22 protein-coding genes are annotated in these 22,548 nt (G+C 66.9%); 10 read left to right on the top strand and 12 right to left on the bottom strand.

Going from position 1 to position 22,548, the window contains the following annotated elements; genetic code table 11:
- Positions 1–17 precede the first annotated feature (17 nt).
- Positions 18–437 carry a hypothetical protein gene (locus AU192_RS08760; protein WP_120275537.1) on the bottom strand — a complete coding sequence of 140 codons (420 nt, stop codon included), beginning with the start codon at positions 435–437 and terminating at the stop codon, positions 18–20.
- A gap of 256 nt (positions 438–693) precedes the next feature.
- Between AU192_RS08760 and urtA the strand changes: the two genes are divergently transcribed.
- The 7 genes from urtA (at position 694) to AU192_RS25915 (ending at position 6,672) form a co-directional block, all read left to right on the top strand.
- Positions 694–1,959 carry an urea ABC transporter substrate-binding protein gene (gene urtA, locus AU192_RS08755; protein WP_064395388.1) on the top strand — a complete coding sequence of 422 codons (1,266 nt, stop codon included), beginning with the start codon at positions 694–696 and terminating at the stop codon, positions 1,957–1,959.
- A 36-nt stretch (positions 1,960–1,995) separates the two neighbouring features.
- Positions 1,996–2,880: an urea ABC transporter permease subunit UrtB gene (gene urtB / locus AU192_RS08750; protein WP_064395387.1), complete on the top strand. Its 885-nt coding sequence runs from the start codon at positions 1,996–1,998 to the stop codon at positions 2,878–2,880.
- Positions 2,877–3,995 carry an urea ABC transporter permease subunit UrtC gene (gene urtC, locus AU192_RS08745; RefSeq protein WP_064395386.1) on the top strand — a complete coding sequence of 373 codons (1,119 nt, stop codon included), beginning with the start codon at positions 2,877–2,879 and terminating at the stop codon, positions 3,993–3,995. The genes urtB and urtC overlap by 4 nt, the downstream gene beginning before the upstream one ends.
- A complete protein-coding gene (gene urtD, locus AU192_RS08740; protein ID WP_064395385.1) occupies positions 3,992–4,810 on the top strand; it encodes an urea ABC transporter ATP-binding protein UrtD in 819 nt (272 codons plus the stop codon). The genes urtC and urtD overlap by 4 nt, the downstream gene beginning before the upstream one ends.
- Positions 4,810–5,502 carry an urea ABC transporter ATP-binding subunit UrtE gene (urtE, locus tag AU192_RS08735; protein WP_064395384.1) on the top strand — a complete coding sequence of 231 codons (693 nt, stop codon included), beginning with the start codon at positions 4,810–4,812 and terminating at the stop codon, positions 5,500–5,502. Before urtD ends, urtE begins: the two co-directional genes overlap by 1 nt.
- Before the next feature lie 100 nt (positions 5,503–5,602).
- Complete coding sequence (locus AU192_RS25785; protein ID WP_174522772.1) at positions 5,603–6,133, top strand: hypothetical protein; 531 nt, start codon at positions 5,603–5,605, stop codon at positions 6,131–6,133.
- Complete coding sequence (locus tag AU192_RS25915) at positions 6,130–6,672, top strand: hypothetical protein (RefSeq protein WP_064395383.1); 543 nt, start codon at positions 6,130–6,132, stop codon at positions 6,670–6,672. The genes AU192_RS25785 and AU192_RS25915 overlap by 4 nt, the downstream gene beginning before the upstream one ends.
- Positions 6,673–6,766: 94 nt before the next feature.
- On the opposite strand, the gene hisS is transcribed toward AU192_RS25915, so the two are convergent.
- Positions 6,767–8,032: a histidine--tRNA ligase gene (gene hisS, locus AU192_RS08720; protein WP_064395382.1), complete on the bottom strand. Its 1,266-nt coding sequence runs from the start codon at positions 8,030–8,032 to the stop codon at positions 6,767–6,769.
- A gap of 9 nt (positions 8,033–8,041) precedes the next feature.
- The gene (locus AU192_RS08715) at positions 8,042–8,728 is read right to left on the bottom strand and encodes an MBL fold metallo-hydrolase (protein ID WP_064395619.1); all 687 of its coding nucleotides are present in this window, start codon (positions 8,726–8,728) and stop codon (positions 8,042–8,044) included.
- Between the two features lie 103 nt (positions 8,729–8,831).
- On the opposite strand from AU192_RS08715, the gene AU192_RS08710 reads away from it, so the two are divergent.
- Positions 8,832–9,701 carry a peptidylprolyl isomerase gene (locus tag AU192_RS08710; protein ID WP_064395381.1) on the top strand — a complete coding sequence of 290 codons (870 nt, stop codon included), beginning with the start codon at positions 8,832–8,834 and terminating at the stop codon, positions 9,699–9,701.
- 4 nt (positions 9,702–9,705) lie between these two features.
- On the top strand, positions 9,706–10,701 hold the full coding sequence (locus AU192_RS08705) for a peptidylprolyl isomerase (protein WP_064395380.1): 996 nt from the start codon (positions 9,706–9,708) through the stop codon (positions 10,699–10,701).
- 4 nt (positions 10,702–10,705) lie between these two features.
- On the opposite strand, the gene AU192_RS08700 is transcribed toward AU192_RS08705, so the two are convergent.
- From AU192_RS08700 to yajC, 7 genes are all read right to left on the bottom strand, one after another.
- Positions 10,706–10,999: a DUF4333 domain-containing protein gene (locus AU192_RS08700; protein ID WP_064395379.1), complete on the bottom strand. Its 294-nt coding sequence runs from the start codon at positions 10,997–10,999 to the stop codon at positions 10,706–10,708.
- Positions 11,000–11,089: 90 nt separating this feature from the next.
- Positions 11,090–13,444, bottom strand: coding sequence for a RelA/SpoT family protein (locus tag AU192_RS08695; RefSeq protein ID WP_064395618.1), 2,355 nt, complete (start codon positions 13,442–13,444; stop codon positions 11,090–11,092).
- Positions 13,445–13,527: 83 nt separating this feature from the next.
- Positions 13,528–14,094, bottom strand: coding sequence for an adenine phosphoribosyltransferase (locus tag AU192_RS08690; protein ID WP_064395378.1), 567 nt, complete (start codon positions 14,092–14,094; stop codon positions 13,528–13,530).
- The gene (locus tag AU192_RS08685; protein ID WP_082694951.1) at positions 14,061–15,752 is read right to left on the bottom strand and encodes an ABC transporter substrate-binding protein; all 1,692 of its coding nucleotides are present in this window, start codon (positions 15,750–15,752) and stop codon (positions 14,061–14,063) included. Before AU192_RS08685 ends, AU192_RS08690 begins: the two co-directional genes overlap by 34 nt.
- A gap of 4 nt (positions 15,753–15,756) precedes the next feature.
- Complete coding sequence (secF, locus tag AU192_RS08680; RefSeq protein WP_064395377.1) at positions 15,757–17,028, bottom strand: protein translocase subunit SecF; 1,272 nt, start codon at positions 17,026–17,028, stop codon at positions 15,757–15,759.
- Positions 17,029–17,031: 3 nt separating this feature from the next.
- Positions 17,032–18,840: a protein translocase subunit SecD gene (gene secD / locus AU192_RS08675; RefSeq protein WP_064395376.1), complete on the bottom strand. Its 1,809-nt coding sequence runs from the start codon at positions 18,838–18,840 to the stop codon at positions 17,032–17,034.
- A gap of 79 nt (positions 18,841–18,919) precedes the next feature.
- Positions 18,920–19,255: a preprotein translocase subunit YajC gene (gene yajC, locus AU192_RS08670; RefSeq protein ID WP_064395375.1), complete on the bottom strand. Its 336-nt coding sequence runs from the start codon at positions 19,253–19,255 to the stop codon at positions 18,920–18,922.
- A gap of 372 nt (positions 19,256–19,627) precedes the next feature.
- Here yajC and AU192_RS08665 point away from each other — a divergent pair, with 372 nt between their 5' ends.
- On the top strand, positions 19,628–21,070 hold the full coding sequence (locus tag AU192_RS08665; RefSeq protein ID WP_064395374.1) for a gamma-aminobutyraldehyde dehydrogenase: 1,443 nt from the start codon (positions 19,628–19,630) through the stop codon (positions 21,068–21,070).
- A 24-nt stretch (positions 21,071–21,094) separates the two neighbouring features.
- Here the strand turns inward: AU192_RS08665 and AU192_RS08660 are convergent, their stop codons facing one another.
- Together AU192_RS08660 and AU192_RS08655 are read right to left on the bottom strand one after the other, a co-directional pair.
- Positions 21,095–21,403, bottom strand: a complete 309-nt coding sequence (locus AU192_RS08660) for a cytochrome P450 family protein (protein ID WP_064395373.1) — start codon at positions 21,401–21,403, stop codon at positions 21,095–21,097.
- 340 nt (positions 21,404–21,743) lie between these two features.
- Positions 21,744–22,484 (bottom strand): hypothetical protein, encoded by a 741-nt coding sequence (locus AU192_RS08655; RefSeq protein WP_064395372.1) that lies wholly within the window; start codon positions 22,482–22,484, stop codon positions 21,744–21,746.
- Positions 22,485–22,548 lie beyond the last annotated feature (64 nt).

The raw sequence follows: 22,548 nt of genomic DNA, 5'->3' as shown, positions 1-22,548 counted from the left end.
TACCTACCGCGGTGCGGTCACCACTGGCTGAGCTGGCACTGCACCGTGTACGTGCCGTCCTGCTGCACCGCCACCTCACCGTCGATCGCGATCTCGCAGTGTGGGTTCGGGGAGGCTTGCATGGCGTGGACGCCCGTGCTCGCGGTGAGGATCGCCCACTGCGGGTCGGCCATCGTCGTCTCGAACACCCACGGCACGCCCGGCTGCAAGACCACTTCTTCCTTCTTCAGGTACGCATACGCGTCGGCGTTGTAGGCCTCCTTGTTCGGAGGCTGAGCCGTCAGATAGTTGAGTTGGAAGTCGGCAGGAGCCGTTGACGTCAGCGTGTACCGGACCACGTGGCCTTCCGACTGGGCATTCGCCGTCGCATGGCTGACCGCGACTGACGCCGCCGCCACCATGAGAGCCGCCCCGACCTTGGTTGTAGCTGTTCGCATGTTCGTCACATCGCCGGACGGTACCAAACCGTTACAGCCGCGGCGGCACCGCGACCGAGCGCCGTTTGTGCGCCGCTTAACGGCGAACGACCTGCGGAGAAGTCACAGGTTAATTTGTTCGTCACACGCAGACATTTCCCAGAAACACCGTCGCTCTAACGTCCCGATTCGACAACCACGCGACGTCGGGACCCTCGCGCCCGACTCGACGCTCATCGACCGATGTGCGCTGCGGATATATAGGGAAAGGCTGTTCATGCGACTACCACGACGGTCCTCCGTGAGACGTTCAGCCCTTGTTGCCGGCGGAATCGTCGCCGCGACAAGCTTGGTGCTGGCCGGCTGCGGAAGCAAGGCGACCGAGTCGGATTCGACGAACGCCCAATCGTGCGTCGACACCTCGGGCCCGACGATCAAAGTGGGTGCGCTGAACTCGTTGTCGGGCACGATGGCCATCTCCGAAGTGACCGTCCGCAACGCCATCGACCTCGCGGTGGAGCAGATAAACGCCTCCGGCGGTGTGATGGGCAAGCAGATCCAGCTCGTCGGCGAGGACGGCGCGTCCGAGCCGACGGTGTTCGCTGAGAAGGCCGAAAAGCTCATCAGCAGTGACTGCGTCGCAGCGGTGTTCGGCGGGTGGACCTCGTCGTCGCGCAAGGCGATGCTGCCGGTCTTCGAGAGCGCCAACTCGCTGCTGTATTACCCCGTGCAGTACGAAGGCCTGGAGTCGTCGAAGAACATCTTCTACACCGGCGCTACCACCAATCAACAGATCGTGCCCGCGCTGGACTACCTCAAAGAAAAGGGCGTCAAGTCGCTTTATCTGGTCGGCAGCGACTACGTGTTCCCGCAGACCGCCAACCGGATCATCAAGGCATACGCGGGCGCCAACGGCATCGAGATCAAGGGCGAGGACTACACGCCGCTGGGCTCGACGGATTTCTCGACCATCGTCAACAAGGTCCGCACCGCCAATGCCGACGCCGTGTTCAACACGCTCAACGGGGATTCGAACGTGGCCTTCTTCCGGGAGTACCGCAACGTCGGCCTGACCCCGGAGGCGATGCCGGTGGTGTCGGTGTCGATCGCCGAGGAAGAGGTCGGCGGCATCGGCATCGGCAACATCACCGGCCAACTCACCGCCTGGAACTACTACGAGACCGTCGACAACCCGGTCAACAAGGCGTTCGTCAAGGCCTACAAGGACAAGTACGGCGCCAACAAGCCGACGTCGGATCCGATGGAGGCCGCCTACGTCTCGGTGTACCTGTGGAAGAACACGGTGGAGAAGGCGAAGTCGTTCGACGTCAAGGCGATTCAGGACAATGCGGGTGGCGTGACGTTCGACGCCCCGGAGGGCCTGGTCACCATCGACGGGGAGAACCACCACATCACCAAGACCGCGCGTATCGGCGAGATCCGGCCCGACGGGCTGATCTACACGGTCTGGGAGTCGCCGGGACCGATCGAACCCGACCCCTATCTCAAGTCGTATCCGTGGGCGGCCGGCCTGTCCAGCTGAGGCTCCGGGCGAGCGAAGCGACGGGAGTATGTCGTAGTGGATGTCCTGATCGGGCAGCTGGCAACGGGATTGAGCCTCGGCTCGATCCTGTTGCTGGCCGCGCTGGGGTTGTCGCTGACGTTCGGCCAGATGGGCGTCATCAACATGGCGCACGGCGAGTTCATCATGGCCGGTTGCTACACCGCCTACGTGGTGCAGCAGATCGTGTCGAGCGCCGGTGCGTCGCTGTTGATCTCGCTGGCTGTCGGATTTGTGATCGGTGGCGCGATGGGTGCGCTTCTGGAGACCACGCTGATCCGCCGGATGTATCACCGGCCGCTGGACACACTGCTGGTCACCTTCGGTGTCGGGTTGATTCTTCAGCAGGTCGCTCGCGACGTCTTCGGGGCTCCCGCGGTCAACGTGGTGGCGCCGGCGTGGTTGTCGGGCGGGGTGGAGATGTTCGGGGCGGTGGTGCCCAAGACCCGGATTTTCATCCTGGTGCTGGCCGTCGTCTGCGTCGCGACGCTGGCCGCCGCGCTCAAGGCCAGCCCGATGGGCCGGCGGATCCGGGCGGTCGTCCAGAACCGCGACCTCGCCGAAACCAGCGGAATTTCGTCCCGGAAGACCGACATCACAACGTTTTTCATCGGTTCGGGGCTGGCCGCGGTGGCCGGTGTCGCGTTGACGCTGATCGGGTCGACCAGCCCGACCATCGGGCAGAGCTATCTGATCGACGCCTTCCTGGTGGTCGTGGTCGGCGGACTCGGCCAGATCAAGGGCACGGTGATCGCGGCGTTCGCGCTGGGCTTCTTGAACTCGTTCATCGAATACAACACCACCGCGTCGCTGGCCAAGGTGATCGTGTTCGTGATCATCGTGATCTTCCTGCAGGCTCGGCCGCAGGGCCTGTTCACCGTCCGGACAAGGAGTCTCGCGTGAGAACCTTCGTTGGCCGCTGGCAGACCTGGGCCGGTTTCGCGGTGGCCGCGGTGCTGCTGTTCGCCGTGGCGCCCGCGGTGCTGTCGGATTTTCGGCTCAGCCTGCTGGGCAAGTTTCTGTGCTTCGCGATCGTCGCGGTGGGGATCGGACTGGCCTGGGGCCGCGGCGGCATGCTCGTGTTGGGTCAGGGCGTGTTCTTCGGGCTCGGCGGCTACATGATGGGCATGCATCTGAAGATCGCCGACGCGCAGATATTCGGCAACGACGTGCCGGACTTCATGCAGATCGCCGGTGTGCGCGAATTGCCCGGCTACTGGCAGCCGTTCGCCTCCCCCGTCTTCACCCTGGCGGCAATCGTGGTGGTGCCGACGGCGATCGCGGCTGCGCTCGGGCTCGGCGTGTTCAAGCGCCGCGTCAAGGGTGCCTATTTCGCCATCCTGTCGCAGGCGCTGGCCGCCGCGCTGGCGATTCTGCTCGTCGGGCAGACCAGCCTGGGTGGCAGCAACGGGCTCAACAGGTTTCGCACGTTCTTCGGGTTCACGCTCAACGACCCGGCCAACCGGCGCATGCTGTACTTCATCGCCGCCGGCGTGTTGCTCGCCGTCGTCGCGGTGGTCGGCCAACTGATGCAGAGCCGGTACGGCGAGCTGCTGGTCGCGGTTCGCGACGGTGAGGAGCGTGTCCGCTTCCTCGGCTACGACCCGGCGAACATCAAGGTGGTCGCCTACACCGTGGCGGCGTTGTTCGCCAGTATCGCGGGCGCGTTGTTCGCCCCGATCGTCGGGTTCATCGCACCCTCGCAGGTGGGCATCCTGCCCTCGATCGCGTTCCTGATCGGCGTGGCGATCGGCGGGCGCACCACGCTGCTGGGGCCGGTGCTCGGCGCGATCGGGGTCGCGTGGGCGCAGACGCTGTTCTCCGAACGCTTCCCCTCGGAATGGACCTACGCACAGGGCCTGCTGTTCATCGTCGTGGTCGGCTTCTTCCCGGCCGGGCTGGCCGGTCTGGGCGTGCTGTTGAAACGGCGCCGGATCCGCAGGCGCCCGAAACCCGCCGCCGTCGAACCCCTACCGCAGGCCGATCCCGACACCGAGAAGGTGGGTGCAGCCACATGACGCTGGAAGCGGAACCGATTGCCGGCGGCAACGTCGGCATGGGCACCGAGTACCTCGAAGTACGCGGACTCACAGTGGATTTCGATGGCTTCAAGGCGGTCAGCGATGTCGACTTGACGCTGTTTCAGGGCGACCTGCGCTTCCTGATCGGCCCGAACGGTGCGGGCAAGACGACGGTCATCGACGCGATCACCGGCCTGGTCGACGCCGCCGGGTCGGTCAACAAATCCGGCGTCGAACTGCTCGGCAAGAAGGTGCATCAGATTGCCCGGCTCGGGGTGGGGCGCACGTTCCAAACGGCCACCGTCTTCGAACAGCTGACCGTGCTGCAGAACCTCGACATCGCGGCGGGTGCCGGACGGTCGGCGTGGACGTTGTTGCGGCGCCGCAAGGGTGTGCTTCCCGCGATCGAAGAGGCGCTCGACACCATCGGGTTGAACGACCTGGCCGACAAGCCGGCCGGGGTGCTGGCCCACGGGCAGAAGCAGTGGCTGGAGATCGGCATGCTGCTCGTGCAGAACGCCGACGTGCTGCTGCTCGACGAACCCGTCGCGGGCATGAGCCACGAGGAACGCGAGGAGACTGGAAAGCTGTTGCGCCGCATCGGGGCCCAGCGCACAGTGGTCGTCGTCGAACACGACATGGACTTCATGCGCGCGTTCGCCACGTCGGTGAGCGTGCTCGCGCGCGGACAGGTGATCGCCGAGGGCTCTGTCGCCGAGGTGCAGGCCAACCCCAAGGTGCAAGAGGTCTACCTCGGCACCGCCGCGGCGGGCACTGCCGATGTCCCCGCCGAACTCATCGAGGAGTCCTGATGCTGTCACTGGTCGACGTGCGTTGCGGGTACGGCCGGTCCGAGGTCATCCACGGGGCCAGCGTCGACGTGCCCTCCGACGGGGTGGCCGCGGTGATGGGCCACAACGGAGCGGGTAAGACCACGCTGCTGCGTGCCGCGGTCGGATTGTTGCGATGCAGTGCGGGCAAGGTGCTCTTCGACGGCGACGACATCAGCAGGCTGCGCCCGAGTGCGCGCGTCGCGCGTGGACTGGCCTACGTGCCGCAGGGCCAGCAGTCGTTCGGCCAGCTCACCACGATGGAGAATTTGCAAGTCGTCGCGGACGGGCGCAAGAACGGTAAGCGGCTCATCGACGAACAACTCGACCTGTTTCCCGCGCTGAAGGAGTTGTTGACGCGCCGCGCCGGTCTGCTGTCGGGGGGTCAGCGCCAGCAGTTGGCGATCGCCCGCGCGCTGATCACCACGCCGAAGTGCCTGATCCTCGACGAGCCGACCGAGGGCATCCAGCCGTCGGTGGTCGCCGAGATCGAGGCCGCGATCACGTCGCTGACCCAGCGGGGTGACATGGGCGTGCTGCTGGTCGAACAGCACATCGGTTTCGCGCTGGAGTCCTCACAGCACTACTACGTCCTCGAGTCGGGCCGGGTGACGTCCAGCGGCGCGGGCGGCTCGTCCTCTGAAGCCGACGTCCGCGCCGCGATGGCCATCTAGTGCTGTCTCCTTCCGCGAGCGCGCGCGTCTGCCTACGACACGCCGCGCATTTCCAGCAGTTTGCGCACGCTCGCGGCCACCGAAGTGGCACAGTGCACCCGTGAACACAGCTTCGGAGCCGCAGGTACTGGCCGACACCGGCGGTCTTGTCGTCACCGACGACGGTCGTCGGGTGCTGGTCGTGGACCGAGGCACCGGGGCGCTGACGGTGCTGGCGTTCGTGCTCGGCGTCTTGACGCTCGTCGTCGGCGGGTTCGGGCTGATCACGCTGATCGGCGGTGCCCCGTCGCGGGCGCTGGGTGCCGTCTTCCTCGCCGTGGGCGTGGTACTGGCGGTATCCGCATTTCTCGTCGTCCGCAGGATCCGCAAGTACCGCAGCCGACCGCTGAACGAGTGCCGGCCCGCCGCGGTGCTCGACCGCAAGCTCGAGCTGTTCAGCTATCGCGGCGGCGCACTGGTACAGCTGGATCAGGTGCGTTTCGCCCGCAAGTTCCAAATCGGTTCCAGCTCACCGAAGCTCGTCGCCGTCACACCCGGGGGCACGAAAACACTCAAACGCGGCAACCCGTTCGACGGCGGTGTCGGGCATATCGACGAACTCTTGAACTCGGTCGCCCGCGGCTCTGCGTGAGCGCCCCGCTCGAGCCGATACCGCTGGCGGATCAGGGGCCTGTCGTCGTGGCCGAGCGCGGTTTTGAGGTCCTGCTGATCGACCGAGGACGCGCGCCGACGGAGATGACGGTGCTGCTGTTGACGATGTCGGCGCTGATCTTCGGCGGCTTCGGCGTCGTGTCGATCTTCTACGCGTTCGCGTATTCGATGGTGTGGCCCTCGGCGGCGATCGGGGTGACGCTGCTCGTCATCGGCCTCGTGGCGTTCCGGGCAATGATCCGCGGCGGCGCAGCACTTCGACACATGCGGATGACACCGCTGAGCGCGTATCCCGCAGTGGCCGTCTTCGACCGCCGGAACCAGACCTACCGCGACGGCACCGGTGAGATCGTGGCACCGCTGAACCAGGTGCAGTTCGAGCGGCGGTCGCGGTTGCTGACGTCGACTCTGGTCGCGGTCACCCCGTCATCGACGCGAGTCCTCATGCGCGGCAACGTGTTCAGCGGGGGCGTCGGGATGCTCGACCGGGTGCTCGCCGACGCCGTACACCGCGCTTGAGCACGCTCGATAGGCAGCCAGTGTGCGCAAACTGCCGAAAATTCGCGGTGTGTCGTGTGCAGACCCGCACGCTCGCGCCACCAGGGGCAAGGAGTCAGGCGCGGTTGAGGCGGGCCAGCACCTCGGCCAGCACGTCGTCCACCGCTACGTCCGTCTGCTGCCCGGTCGCCAGATTCTTCACACCGATGGTGCCCGCCTCGATGTCGCGGTCACCAGCGACCAGCGCAAGCGCCGCACCCGAACGGTCCGCGGCGCGCATCGCCCCCTTGATCCCGCGGTCGCCGTAGGCAAGGTCGACGCGCACACCTGCGGCACGCAGTCGCGCGCCCAGCACCGACAGCGTCACCTTGGCCTGTTCGCCCAGCGGCACGCCGAAGACATCGACCCGCGCCGTCCCGCCGACGGTCTTGCTCTCGGCTTTCAACGCCAGCAACGTGCGGTCGACACCCAGGCCGAACCCGATGCCCGACAGGTCTTTTCCGCCGAGCTGTGCCATCAGGCCGTCGTAGCGTCCGCCCCCGCCGATACCCGACTGTGCGCCGAGCCCGTCGTGGACGAACTCGAAGGTGGTCTTGGTGTAGTAGTCCAGCCCGCGCACCATCCGCGGGTTGATGACATACGGCACCGCCAACGCGTCCAGATGCGCCAGCACGGTGTCGAAGTGCTGTTTGGCGACGTCGGAGAGGTGGTCGAGCATCACCGGCGCATCGGCGGTCATCTCACGCATCTTCGGGCGCTTGTCGTCGAGCACCCGCAGCGGGTTGATCTCCGCGCGCCGCCGAGTCTCGTCGTCGAGGTCCAGCTTGAACAGGAAGTCCTGCAACAATTCCCGGTACTGCGGACGGCAGGTCTCGTCACCCAGCGAGGTGATCTCCAGCCGGAAACCGTCGAGTCCCAGCGATCGGAAGCCCGCATCGGCGATCGCGATCACCTCGGCGTCCAGGGCCGGGTCGTCGACGCCGATGGCCTCCACCCCGACCTGCTGCAGCTGACGGTAGCGGCCGGCCTGCGGTCGCTCGTACCGGAAGAAGGGCCCCGAGTAGCACAGCTTCACCGGAAGCGGCCCGCGGTCCAGGCCGTGCTCGATGACGGCGCGCATCACCCCCGCGGTGCCCTCCGGCCGCAACGTGACCGAGCGGTCACCGCGGTCGGAGAACGTGTACATCTCCTTCGACACCACATCGGTCGACTCCCCGACCCCGCGCGCGAACAACGCGGTGTCCTCGAAGATCGGCAGTTCGACGTCGCCGTAGCCGGCCCGCCGGGCGGTGTCGAGCAGACCGTCGCGCACCCCGACGAATTGCGCCGAGTCGGGCGGCAGGTAGTCCGGGACGCCCTTGGGCGCCTGAAATTCACTCACTGGAACTCACTAGATCAAGCCTTCGAGAAACGGGTTGGTGCGGCGTTCGACACCGATCGTGGACTTCGGGCCGTGCCCCGGTAGTACCACGGTGTCGTCGTCGAGCACCAACAGTTTGTTGACGATCGAGCCGAGCAGGTCTCGACCACTGCCGCCCGGCAGGTCCGTCCGGCCCACCGACTGCCGGAACAGGGTATCGCCCGTGAACGCGACCGAACCCGGCCCGGACCCGATGGCCTCATCGACGCGGAAAACCACCGACCCGCGGGTGTGTCCGGGCGTGTGGTCGACGGTGACCGTCACACCGCCCAACTCCACCTTGTCGCCGTCCTTGTCCAGTTCGAGCACCTGCTTGGGCTCGCGGAACAACGCGCCGAACGCCGAGCTGGCCAGGCCCCCGAGGAACCCCCGCCCGAAGTCCTTGATCGGGTCGGTCAGCATGAAGCGGTCCTCGGGATGGATGTAGGCCGGGCAGCCGTACATGTCGGCCACCTTCTGGGCCGACCAGATGTGGTCAATGTGGCCGTGGGTGAGCAGCACCGCCGCAGGTGTCAGCCGGTTCTCGTCCAGGATTCGGCGCAACGGCCCCATCGCCCGCTGGCCGGGGTCGACGACGATGGCGTCGCCCCCGGCCCGTGGGGCCAGCACGTAGCAGTTGCACGCCAGCATGCCGGCGGCAAACCCGGTGATGAACACGACGTCCAGTTTCCCACCACCCGATGGCGTGGGTCGCGGCGCCACACTCAGCAATGCCTGGCACACTCGTTGCCGATCGACCGACAAGAGGAGGACATCAGCGGTGCCGACCAACGAACAGCGGCGGGCGACGGCGAAGCGCAAGCTCGAGCGGCAGTTGGAGCGTCGCGCGGAGAAGGCACGCAAGCGGCGCCAGTACGCGATCATCGGCTCGGTGGCCGGCGCGATCGTCGTGGTCGCCGCGGTGGTCGCGCTCGTCGTCACCAACCGCGACTCCGACAGCCAGACCGCCGCCGCCACCGAGACCTCGCCCACGTCGGCGGCCCCGTCGGCGCCCGGATCGCTTCCGGCGTTCGTAGCACCGGCCGGGCTCGGCGAGAATTGCCAGTACCCGGCGTCCGCCGAGCAGGCCAGCAAGCCGGTTGATCCGCCCCGCGCAGGCAAGGTGCCCACCGAACCCGCCGAGATCAGCGCCAGCATGTCCACCGACCAGGGCAACCTCGGCCTGCTGCTCGACAACGGCAAGGCGCCGTGCACGGTGAACAGCTTCGCTAGCCTCGCCCAGCAGGGCTACTTCGACAACACCCCTTGCCACCGGTTGACCACCGCCGAACAGCTCAAGGTGCTGCAGTGCGGCGACCCGACCGGCGAGGGCACCGGCGGCCCGGGCTACTCGTTCGCCAATGAGTACCCGACCAACCAGTACCAGCCCGACGACCCCAAGCTCCAAGAGCCGGTCACCTATCCGCGCGGCACCCTGGCCATGGCCAACGCCGGCCCGAATACCAATGGCAGCCAGTTCTTCCTCGTCTACGAGGACTCCAAGCTGCCGCCGAACTACACGGTGTTCGGCAGGGTCGACGACACGGGGCTGGCCACGCTGGACAAGGTCGCGCAGGGCGGGGTCGCCGGCGGCGGCCAGGATGGTGCGCCGGCCACGCCGGTCACCGTGAAGTCGATCCTGTTGGACTGACGCCGTGACCGCGCCGCCGCCGTACGGCGGTCCCCCACCGCCGTACGGCTATCCGGCGCAGCAGCACTCGTACGGCTATCCGCCGCCCAGGCAGACCAACACGCTGGCCGTCGCGGCGCTGGTGTGCGCGTTCGTCTTCGCGCCGCTGGGCATCGTGTTTGGCCACGTGTCGCTGTCGCAGATCAAGAAGACCGGCGAGGAGGGTCGCGGGCTGGCCATCGCGGGTCTGGTCATCGGATACCTGGTGTCGGTGTTGACGGTGCTGGTGGTCGTCATCAGCGTCGTCTTCCTGGCGGCGTTGGGCCGTGAACTCGAGAGGTTTGACGGTGCGGTTCCCGACGGCGCGACCGGCGGTCTGGCGGTCGACGAACTGCCGAAGTTCGATCGGCCCGCGACGCTCGGCTCGAATTGCCAGTACCCGCGCACCGCAGAGCCGTCGAGCAAGCCGGCCAAGCTGCCGCGCACCGGACGCGTACCCACGGACCCCGCGCTTGTCAGCGCCAGCATGACCACCAGCAAGGGCGACATTGGTCTGCAATTGGACAACGCCAAGGCCCCGTGCACGGTCAACAGCTTCGCCAACCTGGCCCAGCAGGGCTTCTTCGACGACACCCCCTGCCACCGGCTGACGACGGCAGTGCATCTCGGGGTGTTGCAGTGCGGCGACCCCAGCGGAACCGGCATCGGCGGCCCCGGGTATCAGTTCCCGAACGAATACCCGACCAACCAGTACCGGTTGAGCGATCCGGCGCTGCGCTCGCCGGTGCGCTATCCGCGCGGGACTCTGGCGATGGCCAACGCCGGCGTCGGCACCAACGGCAGCCAGTTCTTCCTCGTTTACGAGGACTCGCAGCTGCCGCCGACGTACACGGTGTTCGGCACGATCGACCAGACCGGTCTGGCGACACTGGACAAGATCGCGGCCGAGGGTGTGGCCGACGGCGGCGAGGACGGCAAGCCCGTCGCCGACGTCGTCGTCGAGTCGATCCGCTTGGATTGAGCGACTACTCGGCCGGGGCGGTCTCGATGTAGAACTCGACGTCCTCGCCCTCGACCTTGGTCACCCGCATCTTCGCGGTGTACGCCATACCTTCGGGTCCAGTGAACGTGCACTCGAACTTCGCGCCCTCTTCGGCCTCGACGTCCTCGGGGCATTTCACGTCGGTCGGTGTGAACCCGGTCTGCTCGGAGACGAGGTCGACGACGGACTGCGCAGCTGCGTCGGGTTTGATCGTCGACCCGCAACCGACGACGGCGACTCCGAGGGAGACGAGGAGGACGACTACGGCGGGCCGCATCGTCGCAGTATCCCAGAACGAGCAAAAATTGACGGGCTTCAGCGGAATTTGCCGCTGCGCCAGCTCACGCCGCCTCTGCCCCATTGCGGCTCACGCCGCGGACGTGACCCGGTAGACGTCGTAGACGCCCTCCACATTGCGCACCACGTTGAGCACGTGGCCCAGATGCTTGGGGTCGCCCATCTCGAAGGTGAACCGACTGATGGCCACCCGGTCGTTGGACGTCGTCACCGACGCGCTCAGGATGTTGACCTTCTCGTCGGCCAACACCCGCGTGACGTCCGACAGCAACCGGTGTCGATCGAGCGCCTCGACCTGAATGGCGACCAGGAACACCGACGACGGCGACGGCGCCCACTTCACGTCGATGATCCGCTCCGACTGCTGCTGCAGCGACCCGGCGTTCGTGCAGTCGGTGCGGTGCACGCTGACCCCGCCGCCGCGGGTGACGAAACCCATGATGTTGTCGCCGGGCACCGGCGTGCAGCATTTGGCGAGCTTGGTCAGCACACCGGGAGCACCCGGCACGGCCACCCCGACGTCGTCGCTGGTGCGTTGGCGCACCGGCATCGTCGCGGGCGTCGACCGCTCGGCGAGTTCGTCGGAGGCCTCCTCGTCGCCACCGACCTGAGCGACCAGCCGCTGCACCACATGCCGCGCCGAGACGTGGCCCTCACCGACCGCGGTGTAGAGCGCCGAGACGTCGACGTACCGCAGTTCGCGGGCCAGCGCGCCCATCGACTCGGCGTTCATCAAGCGCTGCAACGGAAGTCCGCCCCGCCGAACCTCACGGGCGATGGCATCCTTACCGGCTTCCAGCGCCTCCTCGCGGCGTTCCTTGGCGAACCACTGCCTGATCTTGGCCTTGGCGCGCGGTGAGACCACGAAGGTCTGCCAGTCGCGCGACGGTCCGGCATTCATCGCCTTGGACGTGAAAACCTCGACGACTTCGCCGTTTTCGAGTTTGCGCTCCAAAGCGACGAGGCGGCCGTTCACCCGTGCGCCGATACAGCGGTGACCGACCTCGGTGTGCACCGCATAGGCGAAGTCGACCGGAGTCGACCCGGTGGGCAGCGTGATGACATCACCCTTGGGGGTGAAGACGAAGATCTCCTGCACCGCAAGGTCGTAACGCAGCGATTCGAGGAACTCGCCAGGGTCGGCGGCCTCCCGCTGCCAGTCCAGAAGCTGTCGCATCCAAGCCATGTCGTCGATCTCGGCCGACGAGTGCTGATTGGGAACGGCGTTGCGGCCCTTGGTTTCCTTGTAGCGCCAGTGCGCGGCGATCCCCAGCTCTGCCGTCTTGTGCATGTCGTGGGTGCGGATTTGCACCTCCAGGGGTTTGCCCTCGGGCCCGACGACGGTGGTGTGCAACGACTGGTACACGCCGTAGCGCGGCTGGGCGATGTAGTCCTTGAAGCGCCCGGCCATCGGCTGCCACAGCGAGTGGACCACGCCCAATGCCGCGTAGCAGTCCCGGATCTCGTCGCAGAGAATGCGTACGCCGACGAGGTCGTGGATGTCGTCGAAGTCGCGGCCCTTGACGATCATCTTCTGGTAGATCGACCAGTAGTGCTTGGGCCGGCCCTCCACGATCGCGGTGATCTTCGACGCGTTCAGCGTCGCGGTGATCTCGGCGCGCACCTTGGCCAGGTAGGTGTCGCGTGACGGCGCGCGGTCGGCGACCAGTCGCACGATCTCTTCGTACTTCTTGGGGTGCAGGATCGCGAAGGCGAGATCTTCCAGTTCCCACTTGACCGTCGCCATGCCCAGCCGATGCGCAAGCGGCGCAATGACTTCCAGCGTCTCGCGTGCCTTGCGTTGCTGCTTCTCGGGCGGCAGGAACCGCATCGTGCGCATGTTGTGCAGCCGGTCGGCGACCTTGATCACCAGCACGCGTGCGTCGCGTGCCATCGCGATGATCATCTTGCGGATGGTCTCGCCCTCCGCGGCGGTGCCCAGCGCGACCTTGTCCAGCTTGGTGACGCCGTCGACCAGATGGCCGACCTCGGTGCCGAACTCCTCGGTCAGCGCTTCCAGGGTGTATCCCGTGTCCTCGACCGTGTCGTGCAGCAGCGCCGCGATCAGCGTGGTGGTGTCCATGCCGAGCTCGGCCAGGATGTTGGCCACCGCCAACGGATGCGTGATGTAGGGATCACCAGACCGGCGAAGCTGATCGGCGTGCCGTCGCTCGGCCACCTCGTAGGCCCGCTGCAGCAACTGCAGATTGGCCTTCGGGTAGATCTCCTTGTGGACGGCCACCAGCGGCTCGAGTACGGGATTGATCGCGCTGCGCTGCGACGTCATCCGGCGCGCCAGCCGGGCACGCACGCGGCGCGACGCGCTCGCGGAGGGCTTCGGCATCTCCAGCGGCTGCGTCTCGGGAATCTGGGCACCGGGCGGCGCTGACTGCACGGCCTGGCCCGTGCCGGGTTCTTCAGCCATGGTCACCTCCCGGTCTGGTCCGTCGCAAAGCGCTCATCGGTCTGGTACAGCTGCGTCACAACACGCGCCTTCGAGGATATCCCTCAGACGGTGTACAGCGAGGTGACCGGCAGCGGTTCGAGCGCTTCACGGCCGCCCAGCGCGGTCAACTCGAGCAGCACCGCGGCCCCCGGCACGGAGGCCCCCGCGTTCTGCAGCAGTTTGACCGCCGCGGCCGCGGTGCCGCCGGTAGCCAGCACATCATCGATGATGAGCACACTGCGGCCGCCGAGGTCGATCCCGTCGGCCGGGATCTCCAGTTTGGCCGTGCCGTACTCGAGCGCATAGGTCTCGCTGAACACCGGCGGCGGCAGCTTGCCGCCCTTGCGGATCGCCAACACGCCCGTGCCCAGCCGCAATGCGACCGCCGCACCGAGCAGGAAGCCGCGCGCGTCGATCCCCGCCACGAGGTCCGCGCCGCGGGCGACCTCGGCGAACGCGTCGGTCACCGCGGCCAGCCCGTGCGCGTCGGCCAACAACGGGGTGAGGTCCTTGAACGCGACGCCCGGCTCCGGAAAGTCGGGCACCTCGCGCATCATCCTCGCGATCAGCGACGAGATGTCTTCGCCACCGCCACTCACCGGTCCAACACCCAACGGTCCATGTTCCATCCCGCGCCCCACCGCGTCGGGTTGGTGCTCACAGCGAACATCTTCTTCGATGTCAGCACCGTCCGCTGCTGTCGGTACAGCGGCAGCGTCGGCATGTCGGCCCACAGCACCGGGCCGCCCTCGCTGAGCAGCCGGGCCATTTCCTTGGGGTCGCTGGTGATCGCGATCGCGGAGATGACCCGGTCCACCTGCGGGTTGGAGTAGCGCGGCAGGTTGTTGCCGTTTCCGGTGTGGAACTGGTAGGCGTCCATCGCCGACGAGCCGGACGACCCGCTGCCGGCAGCACCACCGGTGCTGGCGATCAGCACGTCGATCTCGTTGTTGCGCAACGACAGTGGGCCCACGGTGTCGCTTGCAGCCTCTTCGACGATGATGCCGGCGGGCGCACACGCCTTGGCGATGGCGCCGACGGTGGCCGCCAGTCGCGCGTTGGGGCTCTGATACCCCATGCGGACGGTCAGGGGACGCGCGTTGAGCGCGGCGCGGGCGGCGTCGGGGTTGGCGGCGACGAACTGCCCTGGCTCCGGACCGGCCTCGGCGCCGCTGTAGGCATCCTGTGTGGCGGGGTTGAGCCGCGAGTTGGCGATGGGTTGCTCGGCGTTGCGGGCGATCACATCGCGCGGCGTGCAGAGGGCCAGCGCGCGGCGCGCGGGCGGTGCAGCCAAGGGCCCTTCCGGCGCGAAGATCACCTGTTGGATGCCGGCCGACGGGGCATCGGTTCGCACGTAGTCATCGGGCATGTTCAGCGTGCCCGACGATCCGGTGGCGATGTCGACGACGTCGTAGGCGCCCTGATTGACGCGCTCCTGGATGTCGGCGCCGCGCGGCCACACGGTGACCTTCTTGGTGACCGGTTCGGCGCCCCACCATTTGTCGTTGGCGACCAGCACGACGGCCCCGTCCTCGGTCACCGATTCCAGCTTGTAGGGCCCCGACGAAGGGAACCGCTTCAGGTCGAGATCGGGTTTGAGGTCCCAACCGGTGTTCCAGACCTGAGCGATGCGCTCCACCGCGGCGCCGTCGTTCTCGAGGATGGCCCGGGTGACTCCGCCGTCGCCGAGACCCAGCTGGTCGGCGATGACGTGCGACGGCATCATCGACGTCGCGGAGAACAGCTGCCCGAAGTCGACGAACCCACGATCGGGCGCGAACGAAACCCGCGCCTTCTTCTGCCCCGGCGTGCAGTCCACGGTGGCGATATCGCTGTAGCCCCCGCGGCTGGCGGCGTCGAAGTTCGGGAACCGCCCGGACTGCGACGCCCACGCCAACACGACGTCGTCGCAGGTGATCGGTTTACCGTCGGAGTACACCGCGTTCGCGTTGACCTCGTAGTCGAGGACCAGCGGTTGCCTGCCGACGACCGAGATGGTCCCGAAGTCGTGATCGCCGACGATCTGGCCGTCGGGTCCGTGGTAGTTGAAACCCGTCAGCACCCGGGCGAACGCCTGCGGACCGGCCGACGCGGCACCCGCGACGGTGTTGGTGTTGTAGGTGATCAGCGTGCCGTCGACGGCGTAGTCGATGCTGTCGGCGGGGCTGCGCGTGCAGGCCGACGCCAACGACGCGGCGAGCACCAGCACGGCCGCCAGGACACCGCAACGCCGGATCGGGTTCACTGCCCTCGCGGGCTGTGTGCCCGCCCGCTTGCCGGCGCTCATCCCCCTACCGCCGCCGCGTGTCGCGCTTACCCGACGGGCGTCCGGTTCGGCTGCTGGTCGGCCGCACCGGACGTGCCCCCGGCGCGGGTTTGTCCGGCGGCAGAGCAGTCCGCGGCGCGGCGTCGGCACGCGCCGTCGCGGCCGCGCCGACCGTCTCGGGTTCGTCGGCATCCTCGTCGGCTTGGGAGGCGCGTGCCGACGCGTTCTTGCGGCGGTTCATCACCCGGCGGGTGTGGTTGCGCACGAGATCCGTGCGCTCGCGCAGCGTTACCAGGAGGGGGGTCGCGAAGAAGATCGACGAGTAGGTCCCGACGATGACGCCGACCAACTGCACCAGCGCCAGGTCCATCAGCGTGCCCACACCCAACAGCCACACCGCCACGACCATCAACGCCACGATCGGCAGCACGGAGATGAGGCTGGTGTTGATGGACCGCATGAAGGTCTGGTTGACCGCGAGGTTGGCGTGTTCGGCAAAGGTGCGTCTCGTGGTGTGCTCGAAGCCGTGGGTGTTCTCCTCGACCTTGTCGAACACGATGACGGTGTCATAGAGCGAGAAGCCGAGGATCGTGAGCAGGCCGATCACCGTGGCCGGGGTGACCTCGAAGCCGACGAGTGAGTACACACCGGCGGTGACCACGAGGTCGAACACCAGCGTCGCCATAGCCGCGATCGACATGTAGCGCTCATAGCGCAGCATGATGTAGACCGTCGCCAGCACGAGGAACACCACCAGCGCGATCAGCGCCTTCTGGGTGATCTGGCCGCCCCACGTCTCCGACACCGCGGAGTCGCTGATGGCCTGCTTGCTGGGCGCCCCGTTCGCCCCCCTCGGCTTGAACGCGTCGAACAGCGCGGTGCGCAGTTGCTCGGTCTCCTCGTTGGTCAGCGTCTCGGACCGGATCTGCACGGTGGCCGATCCGCCGCTGCCGACCACGACCACCGACTCGGGGCTCTTACCCAGCGTCTTGCTGAAGACGTCCTCGACCTGCTGGACGGTCACGGTGCCCGATTCGGTCGCGGTCGGCATCGACACCTTGGTGCCGCCCTCGAAGTCGATGCCGAATGTGAAGCCGCGCAGCACCATGCTGAGCAGGCACACCAGCACGATCGCACCGCTGACCGCGTACCACAGCTTGCGCTTGCCGATGACCTCGAAGGCACCGGTGCCGGTGTAGAGGCGGACGAAGAAGCCGTGCTGAGGCGCGGTCGACTCGAGGTTCGGCGCCTCCACGGCGCTGGTCTGCTGTTCTTCCGATGACTGTTTGGGCGCCATATGTCAGTCCCGTCCCGTCGCGTGCGCGGCCGCTCGTCGCTCCCTGGCGATCTGTTGCACCGCACCGAGTCCGTTCAACGAAGGCTTGGCCAGTGTCGGCGACTTCGACGCCAGATACACCAGCGGCCACGTCACCAGGAAGACCACGACCACGTCGAGGATCGTGGTCAGGCCCAGGGTGAACGCGAAGCCCTTGACCTGCCCGACGGCGAGTACGTAGAGCACCGCCGCGGCGAGCAGCGTCACCGCGTTGCCGGACACGATCGTTTTGCGGGCCCTCGCCCAACCGCGCGGCACCGCCGACCGGAACGAACGCCCTTCGCGTATCTCGTCTTTGATGCGTTCGAAGAACACCACGAACGAGTCGGCCGTCATACCGATACCGATGATCAGACCGGCGATTCCGGCCAGGTCCAGCGTGTACCCGATCCATCTGCCCAGAAGCACCAGGATCGCGTAAACCATTGCGCCGGAAGCGACCAGCGACAGGGCGGTCAACACGCCCAGCATCCGGTAGTAGAGCAGCGAATAGGCCAGCACCAGCGCCAGGCCGACCGCACCGGCGATCAAGCCCGCACGCAGGGACGACAGACCCAGTGTGGCCGAGACGGTTTCAGCCTCCGACGACTCGAAGGACAACGGCAGCGAGCCGTACTTCAGCACGTTGGCCAACTCGCGGGCCGTCTGCTGGGTGAACTGGCCGCTGATCTGCGTGCGTCCGCCCGGGATCGGCTCGCGGATCTCGGGTGCGCTCATCACCTTTGTGTCGAGCACGAACGCGGTCTGCGTTCCGACGTTGGCGGCGGTGAAATCCGCCCAGGTCTTCGCGCCATCGCTTTTGAACTGGACGTCGACGACGTACTCACCGCGCTGCTGGTCGAGACCGGAGGTGGCGTCCTGGATCTGCTCGCCGTTGATGATCGCCTTGTCCAGCAGGTACACCTCGTTGCCGTCCGCCGAGCAGGTGATGAGCGGAAGATTCGGGTCGTCGTTGCCCGCGAGGACGTCATCCTCGCCGCAGCGCGTGGCCTGGAACTGCAACGCCAGGATCTGGATCTGCTGATCGGTGCTCTGCCGCAGTTGCTTCTCGTCGGCGATGCGCTGCGCGAGCGGAACGTCTTCGGGTGACGTGGGCGTCGGTTCCGAAGCACCCGGTCCCGGAGCGTCCGGTGACGGTGCGGGGCTACCCGGCGCCGGCGTCGGAGGCGGCTCCGGTGCGGGCTGGGCAGGCGGGTCGTGGGGATAGGGACGCGGCTGCGGGGCCGGAGGAGCGGCGGGCTCGGCAGGCGGCTGGCCGGCGGGAGGCTGCTGGCCGGCGGGCCCCTCGGGTCCCGGCATACCGGGGATCATCCCGCCCGGCATCCCCGGAATCGGACCGCCGGGAGGCATACCGGCAGGTCCCTCGGTCGGCGGCTGCTGGCCGGGCACCTCGGCGGGCATCACATGCACGACGGGGCGGATGTACAGGCGTGCCGTCTGGCCGAGGTTGCGAGCGTCGCTGCTCTCGCTGCCCGGCACCGTGATGACAAGGTTGTTGCCGTCGATGATCACCTCGGATCCGGACACACCGAGACCGTTGACCCGGTCGTTGATGATCTGCTGCGCCTGGCCCAGCGCCTCGCGGGTGGGCGGCGACCCGTCGGGCGTGCGGGCGGTGAGGGTGACGCGGGTACCGCCCTGCAGATCAATGCCGAGCTTGGGTTCGGGCTTCTTGTCTCCGGTCAGGAAGACCAGGCAGTAGGCGCCGACCAGCAACACCAGAAACAGCGAGAGGTAGCGGGCAGGGTGCACCGGCGTCGAAGACGATGCCACGTTTTGTCAGGTCTCCTCGGAATCGGTTCGTCAGCACCGCAGAGACTACGGGCTTCAGCTGTGAAGATCGCCCGCGGACTCAGCCGTCGGTCTTGGTGTTCGGGCTTTCGGTGAGTTCGGTCGCGGTCGACCCGGGCTCGTCGTCTTCGAACTCGTCATCGTCGGTGATGCGGTCACGCACCGCGAGCTTCATCCAGGTGGTGACGACGCCCGGGGCGATCTCGAGCTCCACCTCATCGTCAGTGATGCCCTTGATGGTCCCGACCAGACCGGACGTGGTGTGCACGCGGTCGTCGATCTGAAGAGATTCATGCAGGTCGATGGTGGCCTGCATGGCTTTCTTCTGTCGGCGGGACGCGAAGAACATGAATGCGCCCAGCACGATGAGCAGGGGAAGGAAGACAACCAAATCCATGGCGACAAAGTCTTTCGTTAGGTCATATGGTCACGGCGCAGCGCGGTCGGGGCGCGCACCCATAAGTGACCAGTGTGCCATTGCGGGCTTCGGCAGCGACCAGCCCACCGCAATGAGATCACGAAATCGCCGGGTCGCGGGCAAGCCAAGGCACGTCCGGGCCGCGGTGATCAACGGATTCCGTCGTCCTTGCGCTAAATGAGCGCGGATCACACCGCACTCCCCCGTTGTTATCGACCGGATCGGTGCGGTCTTGGTTAGGCTTTTGCTCGATGAGCACCGTCGAGCAGAGCCGGTGGGCGTGTGGCGGTGTCCGGCGGACAGTCGGCGACGCGCTGCGCTGCCTCCCATTCCTGACGAAGAAAGGGTCGAATGGCCAGCGACTTCAAGGTCCAGAACTTCATCGGCGGCGAAGGCGTCGACTCGGTCAGCGGCGCCACCATGGCGCTCGTCGATCCGTCGACCGGTGAGCGGTACGGCACCGCGCCGATCTCCACCGGGGCCGACATCGACAACGCGTACACGGCCGCGTCGAAAGCGTTCGCTGACTGGAAGCGCACCACGCCGTCGGTCCGGCAGAAGGCACTGCTCGACTTCGCCGACGACGTCGAGCGAAGCGCCCAGGCGCTCGTCGCGGCAGAGGGACGCAACACCGGCAAGCCCAACCACGTCACGATGGCCGAAGAGATTCCCCCGATGGTGGACCAGATCCGCTTCTTCGCGGGAGCAGCGCGGATGCTGGAGGGCAAGTCGGCCGGCGAATACATGGAGGACCACACCTCGTGGATCCGCCGCGAACCGGTCGGCGTCATCGGGCAGGTGGCGCCGTGGAACTACCCGATGATGATGGCGATCTGGAAGTTCGTGCCCGCGGTCGCAGCGGGAAACACCGTCGTCATCAAGCCTAGCGACACCACGCCGGTGACGACGGTGATGCTGGCCGAGATCGCCGCCAGGCATTTTCCGCCCGGAGTGCTGAATGTCGTTTGCGGAGACCGGGAAACGGGCGCAGCGGTCGTGGCACATCCGACTCCGCAGATGGTGTCGATCACCGGTTCCGTCGCGGCGGGCCGTGCGGTGGCGGTCAGCGCGGGCGGACATCTCAAGCGCACACACCTCGAGTTGGGCGGCAAGGCGCCGGTGATCGTGTTCGACGACAACGACATCGCGTCGGCAGCCGAAGGCATCGCCACGGCGGGCTATTTCAACGCCGGACAGGACTGCACGGCGGCAACGCGCGTGCTCGCGACGTCCCGGGTGGCCTCGGACCTGACCGAGGCGCTGGCCGAGCAGGCGCGCGCTGCCACCACGACGTACGGCAAGCCGGTCGATGACGAAGACGCGTGGGTGCCGCCGGTGAACAACTCCACTCAGTTGGAGAGGGTGCTGGCGTTCCTGGGAGACGTCCCGTCACACGCCTCCGTCGCGGTCGGTGGAGGACGCCAGGGCAACAAGGGTTTTTACGTCGAACCGACGGTGATCGGCGGCCTTCGGCAGGACGACAGGCTGGTTCAGCAGGAGATCTTCGGGCCGGTCATCACCGTCCAGGCGTTCACCGACGAGAACGAGGCGATCGCGTGGGCCAACGGCACCGAATACGGGTTGGCGTCGTCGGTGTGGACCCGCGATGTGTCACGAGCACTACGGGTGTCGGCTGCCCTTGATTTCGGCTGTGTCTGGATCAACACCCACATTCCGCTGGTGGCCGAGATGCCGCATGGCGGGTTCAAGTCGTCGGGCCACGGTAAGGACCTGTCGATGTATGGGTTCGAGGATTACACCCGCATCAAGCACGTCATGGCCTACACGGGCTGAATTCCCGCGCGCTTTCGCTATTGGTCAGAAGACCCTGATGCCGATCAGCGTGGAGACAAAGCGGTAGATGTCGTCGACGGTCAGCTCGACGCCGCCCACCTCGACGTCGATCAGGTTGGACAACAGGTCGTCGGTCGGCTTCCAGCAACGTTCAGCGATCTTGACGTCGATGTACTGATACAGCGCCTCTTCGTCGTGGGGCGTCATCGGGCCGCTGGCCAACCGCGCGAAGAGCGGCCAGTCCTCTTGCGGGAAACCGAACGCCTCGCAGACTGCGGTGGCCGAATTCCGGCGCGCGACAATGGAATCGGTGATACCAGGCCTGTCGGACATGGTTGGCCTCCTGACAAGGACTTAAAGTCGTCTATCGAATGCCCCCGCGCGAAGTTCATCCGCCGAGGCGCGCAAATCGAATGAATTAGATAGCCAGGCTATCTTCGGTCGGGCTGCGCGGCAGTCACGCAGGTCACAAAGACACCGTGAATCTCGTCCCATGAGATGGCCAGTAGAGATGCACGTCACCTGCGCGGGGGCGTGGCGTGCAGGGCGAAGGATCAACATGCGCGAACATGCGCCCGAAGTGCTTTCGAAGCAGGCCGCCATCGCGAGCAATGCGCACGACGAAACGCGAAGCGCCCCACAACCTGTGGGGCGCCTTGCGATCTGCTAACGCTTACCGGTGTGCGAGCTTGCCGCCACGATGGCCGCGAGAGCGGAACCTGTCGAGCAAGCCGCGGCGACGCGGTTGTTGTGCGGCCTCGGCCGTGGGGCCGATGACCTCGGTTCGCTGCTCCGCCATTGCCGGCTGCCCGGCGGTGTGGGGAGTGTGACCGGCGACCGGAGCGGGGTCGGCCGCAGTAACCGGAGCGCCAGTGGCCGGCGCGTGTTCGTCGGCGACGGTGTGTGCGGCCACGGGGCGATCTGCCCACTCGACGTCGCGCACGCTTCGCACCGAGATGCGGCCAAGCGCCGCTGCGCCCAGGAACACGATCAGTGCGCCCAGACCGTAGAAATACGTCAGCTCCAGCGCGATGCGCTTGCCCTCGGTGGCGGCGACCGGTACACCCGCGTCACCCATACCCAACGGGCCCGCCATAGCGCGGCCGATGATGAACCACACGCCACCTGCCACGGCGAGCCATCCGCCGAGCGAGGCCGTCGCACGGTTTCGTGACATCAGCAGGAGCAGGCCGCCCAGTACGGTCACCACGCCCGGCAGTACCTGAAGCCAGCCTCGGCCGGTGGTCCACGTCCAGGCCTGGTCGGGGCTGTACGCGAAGTTGAACAGGGGCCCGATGAAGGGAGCCAGTGCGCCCCACGCGCCCAGCAGGATCAACAGGAATCCACTTGTGGCGCCGCGACTGCGCGGCATCCGCAGACGTCCACCACGGGGGTGTACACGCGTATCGGTCATGATGCCTCCTTGGTTGTAATGCGTGATTACCCAGGCTGGCGATCTGTAACCCGTCCTTGGCAAG

It is taken from the genome of Mycobacterium lehmannii (assembly GCF_001499925.1).
Classification (GTDB): domain Bacteria; phylum Actinomycetota; class Actinomycetes; order Mycobacteriales; family Mycobacteriaceae; genus Mycobacterium; species Mycobacterium lehmannii.
This window is presented reverse-complemented; position numbering and strand designations above follow the sequence as displayed.

Excerpts from the sequence above, each read along its gene's own strand:
- AU192_RS08660 (WP_064395373.1), bottom strand. The coding sequence starts at position 21,403 with ATGTCCGACAGGCCTGGTATCACCGATTCCATTGTCGCGCGCCGGAAT.
- urtD (WP_064395385.1), top strand. The coding sequence starts at position 3,992 with ATGACGCTGGAAGCGGAACCGATTGCCGGCGGCAACGTCGGCATGGGC.
- urtE (WP_064395384.1), top strand. The coding sequence starts at position 4,810 with ATGCTGTCACTGGTCGACGTGCGTTGCGGGTACGGCCGGTCCGAGGTC.
- secF (WP_064395377.1), bottom strand. The coding sequence starts at position 17,028 with ATGGCGCCCAAACAGTCATCGGAAGAACAGCAGACCAGCGCCGTGGAG.
- AU192_RS08655 (WP_064395372.1), bottom strand. The coding sequence starts at position 22,484 with ATGACCGATACGCGTGTACACCCCCGTGGTGGACGTCTGCGGATGCCG.
- AU192_RS08665 (WP_064395374.1), top strand. The coding sequence starts at position 19,628 with ATGGCCAGCGACTTCAAGGTCCAGAACTTCATCGGCGGCGAAGGCGTC.
- AU192_RS08700 (WP_064395379.1), bottom strand. The coding sequence starts at position 10,999 with ATGCGGCCCGCCGTAGTCGTCCTCCTCGTCTCCCTCGGAGTCGCCGTC.
- yajC (WP_064395375.1), bottom strand. The coding sequence starts at position 19,255 with ATGGATTTGGTTGTCTTCCTTCCCCTGCTCATCGTGCTGGGCGCATTC.
- urtA (WP_064395388.1), top strand. The coding sequence starts at position 694 with ATGCGACTACCACGACGGTCCTCCGTGAGACGTTCAGCCCTTGTTGCC.
- AU192_RS08685 (WP_082694951.1), bottom strand. The coding sequence starts at position 15,752 with ATGAGCGCCGGCAAGCGGGCGGGCACACAGCCCGCGAGGGCAGTGAAC.
- AU192_RS08760 (WP_120275537.1), bottom strand. The coding sequence starts at position 437 with ATGCGAACAGCTACAACCAAGGTCGGGGCGGCTCTCATGGTGGCGGCG.
- AU192_RS08690 (WP_064395378.1), bottom strand. The coding sequence starts at position 14,094 with ATGGAACATGGACCGTTGGGTGTTGGACCGGTGAGTGGCGGTGGCGAA.
- AU192_RS08695 (WP_064395618.1), bottom strand. The coding sequence starts at position 13,444 with ATGGCTGAAGAACCCGGCACGGGCCAGGCCGTGCAGTCAGCGCCGCCC.